Annotated in this window: 10 protein-coding genes; all 10 read left to right on the top strand. The window is 34.1% G+C overall.

The features are described 5' to 3' along the window. Window positions 1-217 precede the first annotated feature (217 nt). The 10 genes from Q0921_RS12425 (at window position 218) to Q0921_RS12380 (ending at window position 19,095) form a co-directional block, all read left to right on the top strand. Entirely contained in the window at window positions 218-1,147 is a 930-nt protein-coding gene (locus Q0921_RS12425) for an ABC transporter ATP-binding protein (protein WP_299257271.1), read from the top strand. Then, complete coding sequence (locus Q0921_RS12420; protein WP_299257270.1) at window positions 1,140-2,441, top strand: ABC transporter permease; 1,302 nt, start codon at window positions 1,140-1,142, stop codon at window positions 2,439-2,441. Before Q0921_RS12425 ends, Q0921_RS12420 begins: the two co-directional genes overlap by 8 nt. 1 nt (window position 2,442) lies before the next feature. Then, window positions 2,443-3,339, top strand: a complete 897-nt coding sequence (locus Q0921_RS12415; protein ID WP_299257269.1) for a mechanosensitive ion channel domain-containing protein — start codon at window positions 2,443-2,445, stop codon at window positions 3,337-3,339. A 32-nt stretch (window positions 3,340-3,371) separates the two neighbouring features. Next, window positions 3,372-4,274, top strand: coding sequence for a DUF6268 family outer membrane beta-barrel protein (locus tag Q0921_RS12410; RefSeq protein WP_299257268.1), 903 nt, complete (start codon window positions 3,372-3,374; stop codon window positions 4,272-4,274). Next, on the top strand, window positions 4,274-5,437 hold the full coding sequence (locus tag Q0921_RS12405; RefSeq protein WP_299257267.1) for a sigma-54 dependent transcriptional regulator: 1,164 nt from the start codon (window positions 4,274-4,276) through the stop codon (window positions 5,435-5,437). The genes Q0921_RS12410 and Q0921_RS12405 overlap by 1 nt, the downstream gene beginning before the upstream one ends. Window positions 5,438-5,553: 116 nt before the next feature. Then, complete coding sequence (locus Q0921_RS12400) at window positions 5,554-6,075, top strand: hypothetical protein (RefSeq protein ID WP_299257266.1); 522 nt, start codon at window positions 5,554-5,556, stop codon at window positions 6,073-6,075. A 213-nt stretch (window positions 6,076-6,288) separates the two neighbouring features. Further along, entirely contained in the window at window positions 6,289-7,167 is an 879-nt protein-coding gene (locus Q0921_RS12395) for a PPK2 family polyphosphate kinase (protein WP_299257265.1), read from the top strand. A gap of 75 nt (window positions 7,168-7,242) precedes the next feature. After that, on the top strand, window positions 7,243-8,604 hold the full coding sequence (locus tag Q0921_RS12390) for a M20/M25/M40 family metallo-hydrolase (RefSeq protein ID WP_299258224.1): 1,362 nt from the start codon (window positions 7,243-7,245) through the stop codon (window positions 8,602-8,604). A gap of 1,288 nt (window positions 8,605-9,892) precedes the next feature. Continuing rightward, window positions 9,893-16,513: a glycoside hydrolase family 48 protein gene (locus tag Q0921_RS12385; protein WP_299257264.1), complete on the top strand. Its 6,621-nt coding sequence runs from the start codon at window positions 9,893-9,895 to the stop codon at window positions 16,511-16,513. 197 nt (window positions 16,514-16,710) lie between these two features. Continuing rightward, window positions 16,711-19,095: a cellulase family glycosylhydrolase gene (locus Q0921_RS12380; protein WP_299257263.1), complete on the top strand. Its 2,385-nt coding sequence runs from the start codon at window positions 16,711-16,713 to the stop codon at window positions 19,093-19,095. Window positions 19,096-19,139 lie beyond the last annotated feature (44 nt).

Genomic DNA, 19,139 nt, shown 5'->3' with positions numbered 1-19,139 from the left:
TTTCCCATCCTTAATACTTGTATTTAGGGTGGGTTTTGTTTTTTTATAAGATTAAAGTTTTATGAATAGGTTAAATATTGATGCGTTATCATTATATCAATTGCATGTCCTTAGTATCTATTGATTCTTTTAAGTAGTACTATTTATTTCATTTCATTAATATTTTGACTTACTTAGCATAGTTTTTTTAATTTCAGAACAAATCACATTTTTCTATATGACCAATCTTTTGGAGGTACGACAAGCAACAAAACAGTTTGGAGACTTTATTGCTCTAAATAATGTTTCTATTAAAGTGCCAAAAGGAAGTATTTTTGGATTACTAGGTCCTAATGGGGCTGGTAAAACAACCTTGATCAGAATTATTAATCAAATCACGCTTCCGGATACAGGAAGTGTATTTCTGGATGGAGAGCCATTACAATCTCATCATATTAAAGATATTGGATATCTGCCGGAAGAAAGAGGATTGTACAAATCAATGAGAGTAGGTGAACAAGCATTATATCTTGCTCAACTTAAGGGGTTAAGCAAAAAAGATGCAAAGGAGCGACTAAAATATTGGTTTGATAAATTTGATATATCACATTGGTGGGATAAGAAAATACAAGAGCTCTCTAAAGGAATGGCACAGAAGGTGCAATTTATTGTGACGGTATTGCATAAACCTAAGCTATTGATATTTGATGAGCCTTTTAGTGGTTTTGATCCTATAAATGCTAACGTAATTAAAGACGAAATTCTTCAGTTGCGTGATGAAGGTGCTACTGTAATTTTCTCTACCCATCGTATGGAAAGCGTAGAGGAGTTGTGTGATCATATGGCTTTGATCAATAAATCCAATAAAATACTAGAAGGGAAAGTTTCTGATATCAAAAAAGAATACAAGGCAAATATATTTGAAGTAGGGTTATTGTCAGAAAATAATACAGAATTACAAGAAGCTTTGCAAAATAAGTTCGTAACAGAACCGGCAGATTTTAAAACAATAGAAGATCAGTTGAAACTAAAAATATCTTTGGATAAAGATGCTTCTCCCAATGATCTACTTAGATTTTTATCCGAAAGAGCACAAGTTGTTCGGTTTAACGAGGTAATACCAAGTGTAAACGAAATATTCATTAAAACCATTACAGAAAATGAGTAATAATTTACAGTTAATCATAAAGAGAGAGTTTATATCTCGCGTACGTAATAGAACATTTGTAGTGATGACGTTTCTTAGTCCGTTAATCGTAGTCGGAATGATCGCATTAATAGCTTGGCTAACCACTATTAATAATGATGAAGTTAAGAAAGTTGCCTTTATTGATGAAACAGAATTGTTTGTTACAGATCTTAAAGATACTGATGCAGTAGAATATATTAATTATAGTAATTATGATATCGAAACAGCAAAGGATTCTGTGATTTCTAAAAAACTATATGGATTATTATATATTCCTAAGAAATCGTCTAATAAAGAACTTTCGAAATCTATTCAGTTTTATGCAGAAGAATCACCGAATTTTTCAATACTAAATACTATAGAAGGAATTATTGCAAATAAACTAACAAATCAAAACTATAAAGCCGAAGGTCTTAATTTAGAAACCATAGAAAACTCTAAAGCAAAAATAAATATTCAGATAGAAAATTTTTCTGGAGAGAAAACTTCTAAAATGTCTAATTATGTGAAGATGGCATTTGGAGGGTTCGCAGGATATTTATTGATGATGTTTATCATTATTTATGGGAATATGGTGATGCGATCAGTAATAGAGGAAAAGACAAACCGTATTATAGAGATCATTATTTCTTCTGTAAAACCAATGCAATTGATGATGGGTAAAATACTAGGTACTTCTTTTGCTGGTATTTTACAGTTTCTTATTTGGGTGTTTTTAGGAGGTGTTCTTCTTTTCGTAGCTACATCATTATTTGGAATGGATCCACAACCTGTAGGAGTAGATCCATCTATCGCGTTACAAGAAAATAGTCAAGAAGATATTCAACTTCTAATTCAGGATATACTAAAACTTCCATTACTAACCTTAGTACTTTCTTTCTTTGTGTATTTTATCGGAGGATACTTTTTATATAGTTCAATATATGCGGCTATAGGTGCAGCCGTGGACAGCGAAACAGATTCTCAACAATTTATGTTACCTATTTTGTTACCATTAATGTTAGGAATTTATGTTGGTTTTTTTGCTGTGATAGAAAATCCGCACGGAACTGTTTCTACCGTGTTTTCTATGATTCCTCTTACGTCGCCTATTGTTATGTTAATGAGAATACCTTTTGGGGTTCCCTGGTGGGAGATTTTGATTTCCATAGTATTACTGATAGGTAGTATTATTTTTATGGTATGGTTTGCCGGAAAAATCTATAGAATAGGTATCTTGATGTATGGTAAAAAACCTAGCTATAAGGAATTGTTTAAGTGGTTAAAGTATTAATATGATCCAAGAGGAGATTACAGAACAGGTTAAAGAAGTGATCCAGGAAGATGTTTGGGGCAACATCAAGAAATTTTTGGACTTCGAAATTTTTCATTTAGGGCCGGAGAAAGACCCAATAGTACTTACGGTAGGATTATTTTTGTTTGTAATTTTTGTTCTTTTTGTTACATCTTTATTTCTGAAATTTATAAGAAAAGTCGTTACCAGAAAACTTCCAAGAGAGGATAAAGTAAAATTTGTTTCTGTATTTTCTTTCGCCAAATATTTTGTTTATATTATTATAGTTCTGGTTACACTGGATAGTATTGGATTCAATATTACTGCGATTTTTGCAGCATCAGCAGCGTTGCTGGTTGGTGTTGGTTTAGCGCTACAGACATTAATACAGGATATAATATCTGGAATATTTATTTTTATAGACCAAACGGTACATGTTGGTGATATTATAGAATTAGAAAGTAAAATCGGTAGAGTAGAAGAAATTAAATTAAGGACTACTCGAGCTGTAACTATAGACAATAAAGTACTGATCATACCTAATCATAAATACCTTACTTCTACTTTGTATAATTGGACTCAAAATGGATCGATTACGAGAGAATCAGTTGAGATTGGGGTTGCATATGGTAGTGATGTGAATCTTGTTAAAGATTTACTGATTAAAATAGCAAATGATAATGAGAAAGTTTTAAAAACTCCTGAACCATTAGTGTTGTTTACAAATTTTGGAGATAGTTCATTAAATTTCAGGCTCGTTTTTACAATGAACGATAGTTTTCAAGCTGGAATTCCAAAAAGTGAAATAAGATTTGAGATTGATCGTTTGTTTAGAGATAATAAGATAAATATACCATTCCCTCAAAGAGAAGTTACCATCTTAAAACCAAAAGAATAGTATAGTATTAAAGCCCCTAGATAATAAAAAAAATGAATAATAAGAACCTGCTGATGATTTGCATTTTGATCTGTTGTGTTGTTAACACAGTAAGATCTCAGGATACGAACTTAGCAAGGGCAGAATATGTATACTTACCTCAATCAAAAAGTGACAACGTTTACAGTGGTTTTAGATTTTCGGGAAATTATCCTATTAAAATGAACGACCGTGGAACATATCTTGTTATGTCTTTTCAGTATAGGTTGAATAATTTGGAGCTAAACGATGATTCTATTATCGTAGACAAAATTGGATTAGAAGAATTTCATACAATTGGATTTGAATTAGGGTATACGTACAAGATGAAAAATAATTGGAGGTTTGGAGCTAAATTAGGTACTAGGCTCTCTTCTAATTTAGAAGCTTCAGGAATAGATGGAGATGATTTCAGATATATAGGGTCTATATATTTTGTGAAAAGTTATGGAAAAAAAACATCACCTAAAACTGCAAGATTAGTTTTAGGATTGCGATATGCCTCTCCTGCGAGTATTAATTTTCCGTTACCTATTATTAATTATTCTAAAAGATTTCATCCAAGCTGGTCGTATGCTTTAGGGACTCCTAAAACCAGTATTAAATATTTTTTTAACGAAACCAATACTTTACAAGCATTTATAGGGTTAGATCGTTTTTATGGAAATATACAGAATAATAGAATGTTTATCGATGAAAACGGAGATACTAAAGTAGCAGAAAACGCATCTATGTTGGTTATTAATAGTGCCTTGGGATACGAATATTATTTTACGGAACACTTATTGTTCTTTACATACGCAGGATATACATTAAGTAATGAAATTCGTTTGAGAGACAAAAATCAAGAAAATGTTCTAATTCTCAATGATAGAAACACATTTTATCTACGAGGTGGAATTAAATTAAAATTATAATGGCAAAAATATTAGTTATAGAGGACGAAGCAGCAATCAGGAGAGTACTGGTTAAAATATTATCAGAAGAAAATGATAAGTATGAAGTTTTTGAGGCTGAGGATGGATTGGTAGGAATTGAAAAAATCAAGAATGATGATTATGATTTGGTATTATGTGATATCAAGATGCCCAAAATGGATGGAGTAGAAGTATTAGAGGCTGCAAAAAAAATCAAACCCGAAATACCTATGGTTATGATTTCTGGACACGGAGATTTAGATACAGCGGTTAATACAATGCGATTAGGTGCCTTTGACTATATTTCCAAGCCACCGGATCTTAATCGATTGCTAAATACTGTGCGTAATGCCTTGGATCGAAAAGAATTAGTGGTAGAAAATAAAATGCTGAAGAAGAAAGTCTCTAAAAATTATGAGATGATCGGAGAATCTGATGGGATTTCTGATATTAAAAATATTATAGAAAAAGTGTCAGCTACTGATGCCAGAGTACTCATTACTGGACCTAATGGAACTGGAAAAGAATTAGTAGCTCACTGGATACACCAAAAAAGTGATCGCTCAAAGGGTGCGATGATAGAAGTGAACTGTGCAGCGATTCCAGGAGAATTAATTGAAAGTGAATTATTTGGACATGTAAAAGGAGCATTTACATCAGCGAATAAAGATCGTGCAGGTAAGTTTGAAGCAGCTAATGGAGGTACAATATTTCTTGATGAAATAGGAGATATGAGCCTTTCTGCACAAGCTAAAGTACTAAGAGCATTACAAGAGAATAAAATCCAACGAGTAGGTAGTGATAAGGATATTAAGGTAAATGTTCGAGTAGTTGCAGCAACTAATAAAGATCTTAAAAAAGAAATAGCGGAGAACAGATTTAGAGAAGATTTATACCATAGACTCGCAGTTATTTTGATTAAAGTACCTGCCTTAAATGATCGTAGAGAAGATATTCCTTTATTAATAGGTTATTTTACGAAGAAGATATCTACTGAACAAGGTTCGCCAGTAAAGACATTTTCTGATAAAGCAGTTAAACAATTACAACAATATGATTGGACTGGTAATATTAGAGAATTGCGTAATGTTGTGGAACGTCTTATCATCCTTGGAGGTAAAGAGGTGAGCGAAGAAGATGTTAAACTTTTTGCAGCTAAGTAAGGAGAATCCTTATTTTACGACCCATCTCTAATATTAGTTATCAATTAAAATGCGCTAGAAAAGGGAATGACTCTAACTAGCTTATTTTAATTGATATCATATATATTGTCTCTAAAATGAATAGAATACTGTTTGTCATAATATTCTTCTGCCTTTCGTTTACAGCGACTGCGCAATATGAACCAAGTGCTATAAATTATGGTTTAGTAGCTATCAAGAGTTTTGGTACTGTTGAGGAGATTGGTTTAGGAGCTAGAATAGAATATGCTTCCAATTGCTACACAACTTTTATAGGAGAATATAATCGACTATTTTCAATAGGTACGGATGAAGAAGTAGATGGATACAATGAACTTGCTCTGGGAGTAAATTTGATTTTGTTTAATTGGTATCCTACTACAATCACTGCTGGATTTGGTTACATAGGAAATGATTCAAGTGTTTTTGAGGAAATTGAGGATGATGCATTAATTGCTTTTAGAACAGGTAATTTTAATCATGGAGCTCAGATCAAAATAAGAGCTTTACATCAGATTTCTGTTCCTGTTCATATTTTTGCCGAATTAAATATTAAAAGTTTAGGAAGGCAATATGATACATTTCTCGTAGGATTCAGTTATGATTTTGATGCAAGATAGATATTCTATTATACCAATATTTATAAAAGCAAGGTGTTTATCAGTTTTGTTATGTCTTACCAATAATATTGAAAGAAGGATAGTATTTTTTTGATTTAGGGTTTTTATCAGTATTAGCTTGTATATTTTTTTAGGATTTATCTTCCTTAACACATTTCTTTTTTCACCAATCTAAAACTTTAGTATCTTACCAGAGATAATACATGTAATATTATGATTAAAATAAACCACGAAGACTTCCGAGTTTCTCAGCCAATAGAATTATCAAAGATCCCTACTATATATGATCTTAATGAAAGCGAGAAAAAAGTTGAAAAAGAACTGGAAAAGGTTAGAGAGAAATTAGGTGAATTTCAGGATACAATATATGCACATGATAAGTATGCAATCCTAATTTGTCTGCAGGGTATGGATACAGCAGGAAAAGACAGTCTAATTCGAGAAGTTTTTAAAGATTTTAATACTAGGGGAATAGTTGTTCATAGTTTTAAAGTGCCTACAGAATTAGAGTTAGGACATGATTACTTATGGAGACATTATATTGCATTGCCACAACGAGGTAGATTCTCTGTCTTTAATAGAACACATTATGAAAATGTTTTAGTGACAAGAGTACATCCGGAATATATTATGGGAGAAAATTTACCAAATGTAAATTCAGTTGAAGATATTGATGATGCATTTTGGGAAAAACGTTTTGAACAAATTAGAAATTTTGAAAAGCATATTGCAGAAAACGGAACCTTGATTTATAAGTTTTATTTGCATTTATCTAAAGATGAGCAAAAGAATAGATTACTTCGTAGGTTAGAAAAAAAAGAAAAAAACTGGAAGTTTTCCTCGGGAGATCTTAAAGAACGAAAACTCTGGGATACGTATCAATCCTGCTATCAGGATGCTATAAATAAAACATCTTTACCCAATGCACCTTGGTATATAATTCCTGCAGATGATAAACCAACGGCGAGATATATTGTTGCCAGAACACTTTATGATACCTTAATAAAGCTTGATGATATAAGAGAGCCGGAATTAGATGAGGAAACAAAATCAAATATAGAACTGTATAAACAACAGTTAGAAAACGAATAAAAAAGCGACTGTATTGGTAGCTACATAATACTATATAAAAATACTTCTGTGAAAAACGTAACCCTTATTATATGCTTGTTTTTTTCTTTTATCTCCTTTTGCCAGAAAGATGATACTAAAGAAGATTCTATAGCGATTAGAAATTTTTACAATACCTCATTATTAAAAGGTAAAAGTTATGCTTGGTTAGATCATTTATCTAATCAGATTGGAGCTAGGTTATCAGGTTCATTAAATGCTCAGAAAGCCGTAGAATGGACAGAACAAGAATTAAAAGATGTCGGAATTGATAAAGTTTGGTTACAGTCAGTTATGGTGCCAAAGTGGACGAGAGGAGTGACTGAGTTTGCTTATATTGAAACAGAACCAGGAGAGACAACCAATGTGCCTATTTGTGCACTTGGAGGTTCAGTGCCGACCTCTATTGGAGGAGTGAAAGCAGAAATTGTGGAGGTGAAAGGCATAGAAGACCTTCGTAAATTAGGAACGAGTCAGATAGAAGGTAAAATTGTATTTTATAATCGTCCGATGCAAGCAGATCTAATAAATACTTTTGAGGCGTATGGTGGATGTGTTGACCAAAGATATTCGGGAGCTGCAGAGGCTGCTAAATTTGGAGCGGTTGGTGTAATTGTGCGATCTATGAACCTAAGGTTAGATGATTTTCCGCATACGGGAACTATGAGTTATGGAAATTTGACTAATCTAGAGAAAATCCCGGCAGCTGCAATAAGTACAAATGGTGCAGAATTACTACATTCCATGCTAACATTAAATCCAAAGATTAAGTTTCTAATGAATATGAATTGTCGTAGCTGGAAAGATGTAGAATCTTTTAATGTAATAGGTGAGATTAAAGGAAGTGAGTTTCCGAATGAATATATGGTAGTTGGAGGACATCTCGATTCTTGGGATTTAGGCGATGGTTCACATGATGATGGTGCTGGAGTAGTCCAATCTATGGAAGTACTAAGATTGTTTAAAGAAACTGGATATAAACCTAAAAGATCCATTCGGGTTGTCTTATTTATGAATGAAGAAAATGGATTACGAGGAGGTAAAAAATATGCTAAAATAGCTAAGAATAAAGGAGAAAATCATGTTTTTGCTTTAGAAAGTGATGCGGGCGGTTTTACACCTAGAGGCTTTTCTTTTGATTGTAACGATGAAAACTTCACTCAAGTCCAAAATTGGAAATCACTGTTTGAACCTTATTTAATTCACTATTTTGCTAAAGGTGGCAGTGGGGCTGATATTGGCCCTCTTAAAAAAGATGGAATAGTTTTGGCAGGATTACGTCCTGATTCTCAACGCTATTTTGATTATCATCATGCTAAGAATGATACCTTTGATGCTATTAATAAACGTGAATTAGAATTAGGAGCTGCCACTATGACGAGTTTAGTGTATCTTTTTGATAAGTATGGAATTAAATAGTCTAAGAAAGATACATATACTAATGAGTCAATAATTAGAAATCTTTTTATAGCCTACTCACATTATAACTACATATATACTAAATTATTATTTATAAAAGAATAACACCTAAGGCTCAAATTCTCTTCTTTTACTATAGTATGGTTACGAAATAACGTAATTGTAATGATTTATATTTTCTTATTCCATGTCTACTCAGGAATTAAAAAGATATAGTGGCAATATTTTGTTGTAGCTTGACATTACTTATATAATAATGGAATCCTTTACAATTATAAGATAAATGAACAATGATTATGGTTTATAATTATAGAAAATTTTACGCATTTTATCTGATAATTTCTAAAAATACAAAAACAGTGTAAGTTGTTTCTTGTTTAATTTTTTAACGTTTTTAACAAAATTTTCGTAAGTAATATTCTTTAAAAATGATTTTTTGTTAAATTTGTTTATGGTTTTACCATTGACCAGGTTTTCTTTTTTTGTAAAACGTCTTTTTTTTTGTCTTTTTTTTACTTCTTTTTTCTTAGCATCTTCTTAACAACCAAACTTTTTTGGTTTTTTAATTTTTAAGAAAAATAAAACAACTTTTCTTTTATAGCCTAAAAACAGTAAGCTCTGAGAGTAATAGTAAAAAATAATAAGTTGTAGATAAAACTTGTTAAGACGTAGTAAAGGTGAGTGGTGTTACTTTTTTACCTTGGAGTTGTCATAACTTTATTCAACGTTTCAAACGATATTTTTAGATCAAACCTTAATAATTAGATTAAGATTTGATAAAAGAGTTTATCGATGAACGGACAAGTAACGTAACAATCGTCATGTTAAGCATTTTCCCAATTTATGTTTGATATGGTTCTAATGACAATTAACTTAAAACTGAACTAACCTATGAATTGCCCTAAAGACAATAATCCATCAATATTAAGTAAGGTATCTTACGAAAAACAAACTGCACATTTCAAACGGAAACTAGAGATATAGACTGCTTTTATCTCTTCTAAGTATCCAATCTAAGGGAACTGTAATAAAAGAACGAATTTGAAAAGTAGGTGTATTAATACTTTTTAAAATTGGTCAACCAATTTATATAGCGAATACTAAAGAATTTAACACGAATTCTATTAGAATAGTATCACTTAATAATTAAAGTTGCTGAGCTAGTTCGCATAGAACTATTTTCATCTTTTGATTAACCTTAAAAACAATCATATGAACTAAACCCTAAAACAATTCAAAACAATTCAAAACAATTCAAGAAAACACAAATCTTAAAACTAAACTAACAATGAGAAATTTAATAAAAATAAGCATGATGATGTTTTGGTGCTTATTTTGTGCTAAATCATCAGCACAATATAATTATGGAGAAGCTTTGCAAAAGTCTTTGCTTTTCTATGAAACACAACAATCTGGAAAATTACCCGATTGGAACAGAATAAGTTGGCGATCTGATTCAGGAGTCAATGATGGGGCTGATGTAGGACTTGATCTTACAGGAGGTTGGAACGATGCTGGAGACCACGTTAAATTTGGTTTTCCAATGGCTTTTTCTGTAACCGCTCTTAATTGGGGATTTTTAGAATACAAAGATGGTTATGATGCTGCAAATCAAACCGAGCATTTTAAAAGAAATATTAAATGGGTAACAGATTACTTCATAAAATGTCATCCTTCACCCAATGTTTTTTATGCACAAGTAGCAGATAGTAAATCTCAAGATCATAATTTTTGGATGCCAGCAGAAATGGTTGATATACATCCAATGTATGGACAGCGTAAATCTTATGCGTTGACAACGAGTAATCCAGGCACAGATGTGGCCTGTGAAACAGCTGCAGCTTTAGCTTCTGCTAGTATTATTTTTAAAGACAGCGATCCAGCTTATAGTGCTACGTTATTAAGTCATGCAATTGAATTATATGAATTTGGTGATAATCACAGAGGGTTGTATACTTCTGATGGAAATATACCAGCAGTAGGAACTTATACATCAGGTAATTTTCAGGATGAACTTACTTGGGGTGCACTTTGGCTGTATAAAGCCACAGGAGATCAAAAATATTTAGATAAGGCTGAAGCAGAATATACACAACCAGATTTCTTATGGAGTCTTGTATGGGAAGATAAATCCTATGGAAATATGGTTTTGTTATCAATCATAACAGGGAAAGATACGTATAAGACTGATGCTGAACGTCATTTAGATTGGTGGCAAGAAGGAAATGGAGGAGTTAATTATTCTCCAGGAGGTCAGGCTCATTTAACACAATGGGGATCTTTACGTCATGCAATGAATGCTTCTTTAACGGCTCTTATTTATAGTGATAATGTGATTACACCTAAGAGCAGTCAATATCGAAATTTTGCTATAAATCAAGTTAACTATGCATTGGGTGATAATCCTAATAATAGAAGTTTGGTAACTGGATTTGGTGTTAATCCACCAACAAAACCGCATCATAGAGGACAACATTCTAGTTGGTCTAGAAGTAGTGCAAATCCTGTAGAATCTAGACATACTATGTGGGGAGCTTTGATGGGAGGACCTTCAGGAGCTGACGATGCATTTGAAGAAGATAGAGATGATTTTCAGGCTAATGAAGTAGCTACAGATTATAATGCTTGTTATCAAGGAGTATTGGCTAGGATGGTCATGGAATTTGGAGGATCACCATTACCTAATTTTCCACAACCAGAAACTCCGGGATTAGAGTTTGCGAATGAAGTTAAACTGAATAATGATCAGTCAAAATTTACAGAAGTAGCGATATGGTTAAACAACCGTTCTGGATGGCCTGCAAGAGTACCAAATACATTAACAGCTCGTTACTTTGTCGATATTTCAGAAGGTATTGCCGCTGGATTTAGTGCAAGTGATTATGAGCTTACTGCTCGTGGAGCAGGAAACACTACAATTAATAGTTTACAAGAGTGGGATGCTTCTAGTAATATTTATTATGCAGAAATAGAGGTTGATCAAGACAACATGCCTTTTCCTGGTGGACAAGGAGAATATAGAAGTGAGATTCAGTTAAGAGTCTCATTACCCACTAGTGCTCCCGAAACAGCTTGGGATGCGTCAAATGATTTTTCCTATCAAGGATTAACTAGTGGATTGCAAATTTCTGATAATGTACCAATTTATGCAGATGGAATATTGGTTGGAGGTCGAGAGCCTAATGGAGGTGAAGTCCCAACTGCGTCTTTTACAGCTACTCCAGAATCAGGAACGGCTCCATTAGAAGTTTCATTCGATGCTTCGGCTTCATCTGATCCTAATGGTGATTCATTGAGTTATAATTGGGATTTTGGTAATGGTCAGACATCTTCTGTAGGAGATCCATTAATTACATATACAGAAATTGGATCCTATTTAGTGACTCTTACTGTAAATGACGGGACTAATACTTCTTCGGAGTTTACTAAAACAATTACCGTGCTTGACGGAAATATAGCACCAATAGCAGATTTTTCTGCCACACCAACTACCGGTATAGCTCCAGTAACAGTGAATTTTGATGCATCAGCTTCTTCTGATGAAAACGATGATTCCTTAACTTATATATGGGATTTCGGTGATGGAGAATCAGGTTCTGGAGTAACAATTGCACATGAATACGCAGCTATAGGCGAGTATGATGCTCAACTTACTGTAAGTGATGGTAGTAAAGAAGATACAAAAACGATTACGATTACGGTTACCGATGGAAGTCCTGTTGCCTCTTTTACAGTGAGTACAGATTCAGGAATTGTACCATTAGATGTAAGCTTTGATGCTTCTGCATCTTCGGATCCTACGGGAGGAAATCTCACATATACTTGGGATTTGGGTAATGGTGATGTAGCCTCTACGGTAACAACATCTGCCATATATACTGAAATAGGACAGGTGAGTGTAACTCTTACAGTAACAAATGCTTTAGGAGATACCGATTCTGAAACAAAAACAATTAGTGTTACTGATGGCAGTGTAAGCTGCACTTTTGACACGCCGATACCTAATGGTTTGTCGTCTGTTAACGAAGAATTTCAATATATATATGTTTTAGGCGATGGAGGTCCTAACTTAGATAATATTGCTAAGTTTAATATTAACTGGAGTTTAGAAAATAATGGATTATATCAATTTTCTATGAATACCAATAACGGTACTCCTAGTTGGTGGAATGATTTGTTACCAAACGTTACCCAAAATTTTAATTCTTCTCAACCAGAAATTACAATTGCAGGTTCTGGTTTTGCAGGGCTAGATGGTTCATATTACGTAACAATTGATGAAGGTAATTTTGTATTGGTTTCTAAAACAGCTGGATTTACTGTTTACTTTAGTACTTCTGCAACTGCACCTGATTGTGATGGAGGAATTTCTAACCCGATTATAACTGATGGTGGTAGTATCACTGGTGGACCATTTGTATTTACTACAGGAGATAGTGTTCCAGATAATGTTTCAGGAATTACTTTAACAGGGAATATAGGTGGCAATTCTCAATGGGTGGTAACAGATGATCAGAATGTTATTCTGGGATTACCAGCAAATATCGAAGATGTTGATTTTGATGGAGCTGGAACAGGTACTTGCTTAATTTGGCATTTGAGTTATGAAGATGGGTTACAAGGTTTAGAAGCAAATAATAATGTTTCAGAATTAATTGGTGGTTTTGATTTCTCTAATTCAATAGCTGTTGTTAGAAACCCAGTGGATCAACCAGGACCTGATGGAGGAGTTATATCAGGAGGTCCATTTACTTTTACTGTAGGAGACGGTGTTGCAGACAATGTTTCTGGAATTTCTCTAGCAGGAAACACAGGTACTAATTCTCAATGGGTAGTAACAGATGACCAGAATGTTATTTTGGGATTACCAGCAAATATCGAAGATGTTGATTTTGATGGAGCGGGAACGGGTACCTGCCTAATTTGGCATTTGAGTTATGAAGATGGATTACAAGGATTAGAAGCAAATACGAATGTTTCGGCTTTAGTTGGAGATTTTGATTTCTCCAATTCTATAGCTGTTGTTAGAAATCCAGTTACTATTGGTGGCGATTGTACTTTTGAAACACCAATTACATCGGCTTTACCATCTATAGATAATAGATATACTAACGTATTTGTACTAGGCGATGGAGGTCCAGATCCTAGTAATATTCGCGAATTTACTATCAATTGGAATTTAGAAAATAATGGATTGTATCAATTTGCAATTAATACCAATAATGGAACTCCTAATTGGTATATTGATCTTATAGGAAATTTAACACACAATTTTAATGCTCCACAACCCGAAGCGGTACTTTCTGGTACTCAGGTTATTGGTTTAGATGGTGAATATTGGGTTAATGTAGATGGAGATAATTTTGTAATGGTTTCTAAAAATGGAGGATTTACACTTTATTTCAGTTTAACTGATACCGAACCGGATTGTAGTAATACTGGTGGAGGAAATACAGATCCAGTAGCAGACATTTCTGCAACACCTATTTCTGGAGAAGCTCCATTATTGGTAACTTTTGATGCAGTTGCTTCAATGGATGCCGATGGAGATGCATTAAGTTATAGTTGGGATTTCGGAGACGGGAATACGGCTAATGGAGTAACAGTAGAACATACGTTTACCTCTATAGGAACTTATTCTGCTACTTTAACAGTTAGTGATGGAAACGGTGGAATTGATCAGGCGGTTATTACCATTACAGTAACAGATGGAGATATTATTATTAATCCTCCAACAGGTGATAATGCATATATCAATCGCTTTATTGAGTTGAGAAATGAAATTTACAATCCAGAAAATGGATATTTTAGTGCAGATGGATCTCCGCATCATTCTATTGAAACATTGATCGTAGAAGCACCGGATTATGGACATGAGTCAACTAGTGAATTATATTCTTACTGGATGTGGTTGGAAACAATGCATGGTAGAATTAGTGGCGATTGGGCTCCATTAAGAGATGTTTGGGAAAAAACTGAACAGTTTATTATTCCGACAACAGCAGATCAACCAACGAATGGAGCATATAATGCCTCTTCTCCTGCTGCATATGCAAGTGAGTTTCCTTTACCAAGTGATTATCCTGCACCACTTAATTTTAGTGCTCCTGTAGGAGTGGATCCAGTATCACCTGATTTAACAGCTACGTATGGTGCTGATATTTATCAGATGCATTGGTTATTAGACAATGATAATTTTTATGGATATGGTAATAGAGGAGATGGAGTTAGTACGCCATCTTATATCAATACTTTTCAGAGAGGAGAACAAGAGTCGGTATATGAAACAGTTCCTCATCCATCTTGGGAAAGCTTTGATTGGGGTGGAACAGATGGTTTCCTACCTTTATTTATAGAAGATCAGAACTATGCACAACAGTGGAGATATACTAGTGCTCCTGATGCAGATGCCAGAGCTGTGCAAGCAATGTATTGGGCACAAGTGTATGCTAAAGAACAAGGAGCAAGTTTAGGAAGTTTAGATTTAGACAAAGCATCCAAAATGGGAGACTTTTTAAGACTATCCATGTTTGATAAATATTTTAAGCCCATGGGAGTACAAAGTGCGACCAGTGGAGCAGGATCGGGATATGATAGTGCGCATTATTTAATGTCGTGGTACATGTCTTGGGGTGGGTCTGCAGATCCTGCTTCGCAGTGGGCATTTAGAATAAGCTCTAGTCATTGTCATTTTGGGTATCAAAACCCTATGGCAGCTTATGCCTTAACACAGGTAGATGAATTAAAACCAATTTCTAGTAATGGAGAAAGAGATTGGAACGAGAGTTTAACTAGACAAATGGAGTTCTATACTTGGTTACAGTCTAGTGAAGGAGCCATTGCAGGTGGTGCTACGAATAGCTGGAATGGAGATTATAGCCCATATCCAGCAGGTAAATCTACATTTTATGATATGGCTTTTGATACGGATCCTGTATATCATGATCCAGGAAGTGGAACATGGTTCGGATGGCAAGCTTGGTCAATGGAACGTGTAGCAGAATATTACTACATAACAAATGACCCAATGGCTAAGAACCTGATGGATAAATGGACGACTTGGGTAAAAAGTGAAGTAAAACTTATTGGTACGGATGATTTTGAAATACCTGCAACATTAGAATGGACAGGAGAACCAGATACATGGAATCCTGATAGCCCAGGAAGCAATTCTGGTCTTAGCGTAGTCGTAACAGATTACGGAAAAGACCTTGGTGTAGCGGCATCTATGGCAAAAGCACTTATTTATTATGCAGCGGGAACACAAAAGCATGCTATATTAGATACAGATGCTCGCGATCTTGCTAAAGAAGTGTTAGACAGAATGTGGAATACCTATAGAGATGATAAAGGAGTTTCTTCTCCAGAGGATAGAGGAGATTTCAGAAGAATTTTTGAAGAAGAGGTATACATTCCTAATGGATTTAGCGGTACAATGCCTAATGGAGATCAGATCAAACCAGGAGTAACATTTCTTGATATACGATCTGATTATAAAAATGATCCTGAATTTGATAGATTAGAAGCTGCTTATAATGCAGGTGAAGATTTTACACAAAATTATCACAGAACTTGGGCACAGATGGAGGTAGCGCTAGCAAATGCAGAGTTTGGATTCTTTTTTGGAGATCAAGAACCTGGTGTCAAAGCTCCAGAAAATCAATTTAAAGTAACCGCATCACCGAATCCAGCATCAGATTATATTACTATTTCTACTAATTTTGATATGAATAATACTAGAATTAGAATAATGGATATCGCAGGAAATGTCGTTAGAGCAGAACCAATGTTGAATAAACAAAAGTCCGCCAGACTTTCTGTAAATGGATTACCTTCTGGTATGTATATCTTAGAAATTTTTGATATAACTACTGGAGAGAAATTCAGAAATAAGATTATTAAAAATTAATTATAAAAAAGAGAGAGGTTGTATAGCCTCTCTCTTCTTTTTTTTAGCTCTTTCAAGTTTAGTAGATAAAAACTTTATGATCGTTATTTTTAAAATCGAGAGAAAGGATTAAGAACACTTTCCATTCGATCATATTTCTATATAAACTTTTGATTTAATACATCACCACAATTGGTAAAAGTGAAAAAAATAAGTACATGAAACAATTCATAAATTATTTAGTAATTCTGTTATTGCTTTTCGGCAATATATCAGAAGTTTTAGGCCAACAACAAAATTTTTTAACAACATCCGGAAATAAGCTATATGATTCAACCGGAAAAGAAGTACGCTTGACAGGAGTAAACTGGTTTGGTTTTGAAACACAAAATTATTCTCCGCACGGGATATGGTCTCGAGATATGAAAAGTGTATTACAACAAATCAAAGATTTAGGTTTTAATACCATTCGTGTTCCTTGGTGTAACGAAATGTTAAATCCAAGTGCAACTATAGCAATCAACTCATATGGTACCGATCCATATACTGGAGTATCTCCAATGAACGAAGAGGAAACCACAGTCAGTAAACCAATTGAACTATTAGATATATTTGTACGCTGGTGTCAGGAAAATGACATGAAAATTGTTTTAGATAATCATTCTCGAGCAGCTGATGGATTTTTAAATGAAGCAGTTTGGTATACACCAGAGTATTCTGAAGAACGATGGATTAACGACTGGATTTTTATAGCAGATAGATATAAAGATTTTTCGGCTGTAGTAGCTATGGATTTGAATAATGAACCTCACGGATCTACTTGGGGCGATAGTAATCCAGCTTCAGATTGGAACAAGGCAGCAGAAAGGTGTGGTAACGCCGTTCTAGCGATAAACCCAAATGTTTTGATTATTGTAGAAGGAGTTGGAGAGTTTGAAGGAAATTCCTATTGGTGGGGAGGACAGTTAATGGGAGCAAAAAAATACCCTGTACAATTGTCGAATCCAAGTAAACTAATGTATTCTGCACACGAATATGGTCCAGAAGTATCACAGCAAGATTGGTTTACAGCATCAAATTTTCCACAAAATATGCCAGGATTATGGAATGATAATTTCCATTATTTATACGAAGAAGAGATTTCTCCTTTATTTTTAGGAGAGTTTGGAATAAAAAATCAAGATGCTTTTGGAGGTATAGCCTATACTTGGTTCACTGAATTCACAGATTTTATGGGAGATAGATATTCATGGACCTTCTGGAGCATGAATCCTAATTCTGGAGATACTGGCGGAATTTTACAAGATGATTGGACAAACGTTAATCAATGGAAATTAGATGTGCTAACTCCCCATTTGGCACCATTTATTCCAAATGTTGTAGGGGGAACAGGAAACCTTCCTCCTACAGCTAGATTTACAAGTAATATAACTTCTGGTGATGCACCATTAACTGTTTCATTTAACGCTTCAACTTCTTCAGATCCGGATGGTGATAATCTAACATTTAGTTGGAATTTTGGAGATGGAACCACAGCTACAGGAGAAAGTATTTCTCACCTGTTTACGGATATAGGAGAGTATCAAGTAGTTTTAACCGTAAGTGATGGAACTCTTAGTGATACAGAAACGGTATTAATAACTGCTAACGATGCAGATACTAATATACCAGTGGTATCGGCGAATATTTCTACTGATCTTACTGGTGGTATAGCACCAACAACTATAAACTTTGATGCTTCGGGTTCTACGGTATCTGATGCAAGTACATTGACATACAGTTGGGATTTTGGTGATGGAACGGCAGGTTCTGGAATGACAATAAATCACGAATTTGTTACTGCAGGTAGTTACGTAGTAGTTCTAACTGTCGCTAATACTGATGGGATATCGGATACTGAATCAATTACAATTGTAATTACAGCACCTAATAATGGGGGAGATTGTACTTTTGGAGCACCTTTACCAAATGCATTACCAACCATTCCAAATACTTCTTACAGTAATATGTACATATTAGGATCTGGTGGGCCTGATCTTAGTAATGTTACTGATTTTACAATTAATTGGGATTTACAAAATAGTGGATTATGGCAATTTTCTATGAATACCAATAATGGTGTGCCAAGCTGGTGGAATGACCTTAAAAGTAGTATAACCAGTCAGAATTTTGACTCTACACAGCCAAGTGTTATACTATCAGGAACCGGATTCCCTAATCTAGATGGGGCTTATAATGCGACTGTAGATGGAGATAACTTTGTATTAGTTTCTAAAAGTGGTGCTTTTACCATTTATTTCAGTAACAGTAGTACCGCTCCTAATTGCGAACAGCAATTAAAAGATCCGTTTACGGAGTATGAAGTAGAGGTTAAAGCATATCCGAACCCTGTATCAGATAAGTTAACGATTAGACACGCTGAGGTTCTTAAAAACGCAAGATTAGATATACTTGATGTATCAGGAAAAGTTGTTAAAAGAGTTCCCTCAATTACTGATACAAATACGGTAGAATTAAATCTTTCCGAATTAAAATCTGGAGTATATTTTATTAAAATCTTTAATCAAAAAGAAACCATAACAAAACAAATTATAAAACAATAATATGAAAAAAAAGAGGGAGAGATTCATACCCTGGACTCTTCCTT

Origin of the sequence: uncultured Aquimarina sp. (genome assembly GCF_947496855.1) — a bacterium.
Taxonomy (GTDB): Bacteria; Bacteroidota; Bacteroidia; order Flavobacteriales; family Flavobacteriaceae; genus Aquimarina.
The sequence above is the reverse complement of the archived record's forward strand: the minus strand, read 5'-3'. Positions and strand labels throughout refer to the sequence as shown.

Bases quoted from the DNA above. Each gene is read 5' to 3' on its own strand.
- Q0921_RS12405 (WP_299257267.1), top strand. From the start codon at position 4,274: ATGGCAAAAATATTAGTTATAGAGGACGAAGCAGCAATCAGGAGAGTA.
- Q0921_RS12385 (WP_299257264.1), top strand. From the start codon at position 9,893: ATGAGAAATTTAATAAAAATAAGCATGATGATGTTTTGGTGCTTATTT.
- Q0921_RS12380 (WP_299257263.1), top strand. From the start codon at position 16,711: ATGAAACAATTCATAAATTATTTAGTAATTCTGTTATTGCTTTTCGGC.
- Q0921_RS12420 (WP_299257270.1), top strand. From the start codon at position 1,140: ATGAGTAATAATTTACAGTTAATCATAAAGAGAGAGTTTATATCTCGC.
- Q0921_RS12410 (WP_299257268.1), top strand. From the start codon at position 3,372: ATGAATAATAAGAACCTGCTGATGATTTGCATTTTGATCTGTTGTGTT.
- Q0921_RS12395 (WP_299257265.1), top strand. From the start codon at position 6,289: ATGATTAAAATAAACCACGAAGACTTCCGAGTTTCTCAGCCAATAGAA.
- Q0921_RS12415 (WP_299257269.1), top strand. From the start codon at position 2,443: ATGATCCAAGAGGAGATTACAGAACAGGTTAAAGAAGTGATCCAGGAA.
- Q0921_RS12425 (WP_299257271.1), top strand. From the start codon at position 218: ATGACCAATCTTTTGGAGGTACGACAAGCAACAAAACAGTTTGGAGAC.
- Q0921_RS12400 (WP_299257266.1), top strand. From the start codon at position 5,554: ATGAATAGAATACTGTTTGTCATAATATTCTTCTGCCTTTCGTTTACA.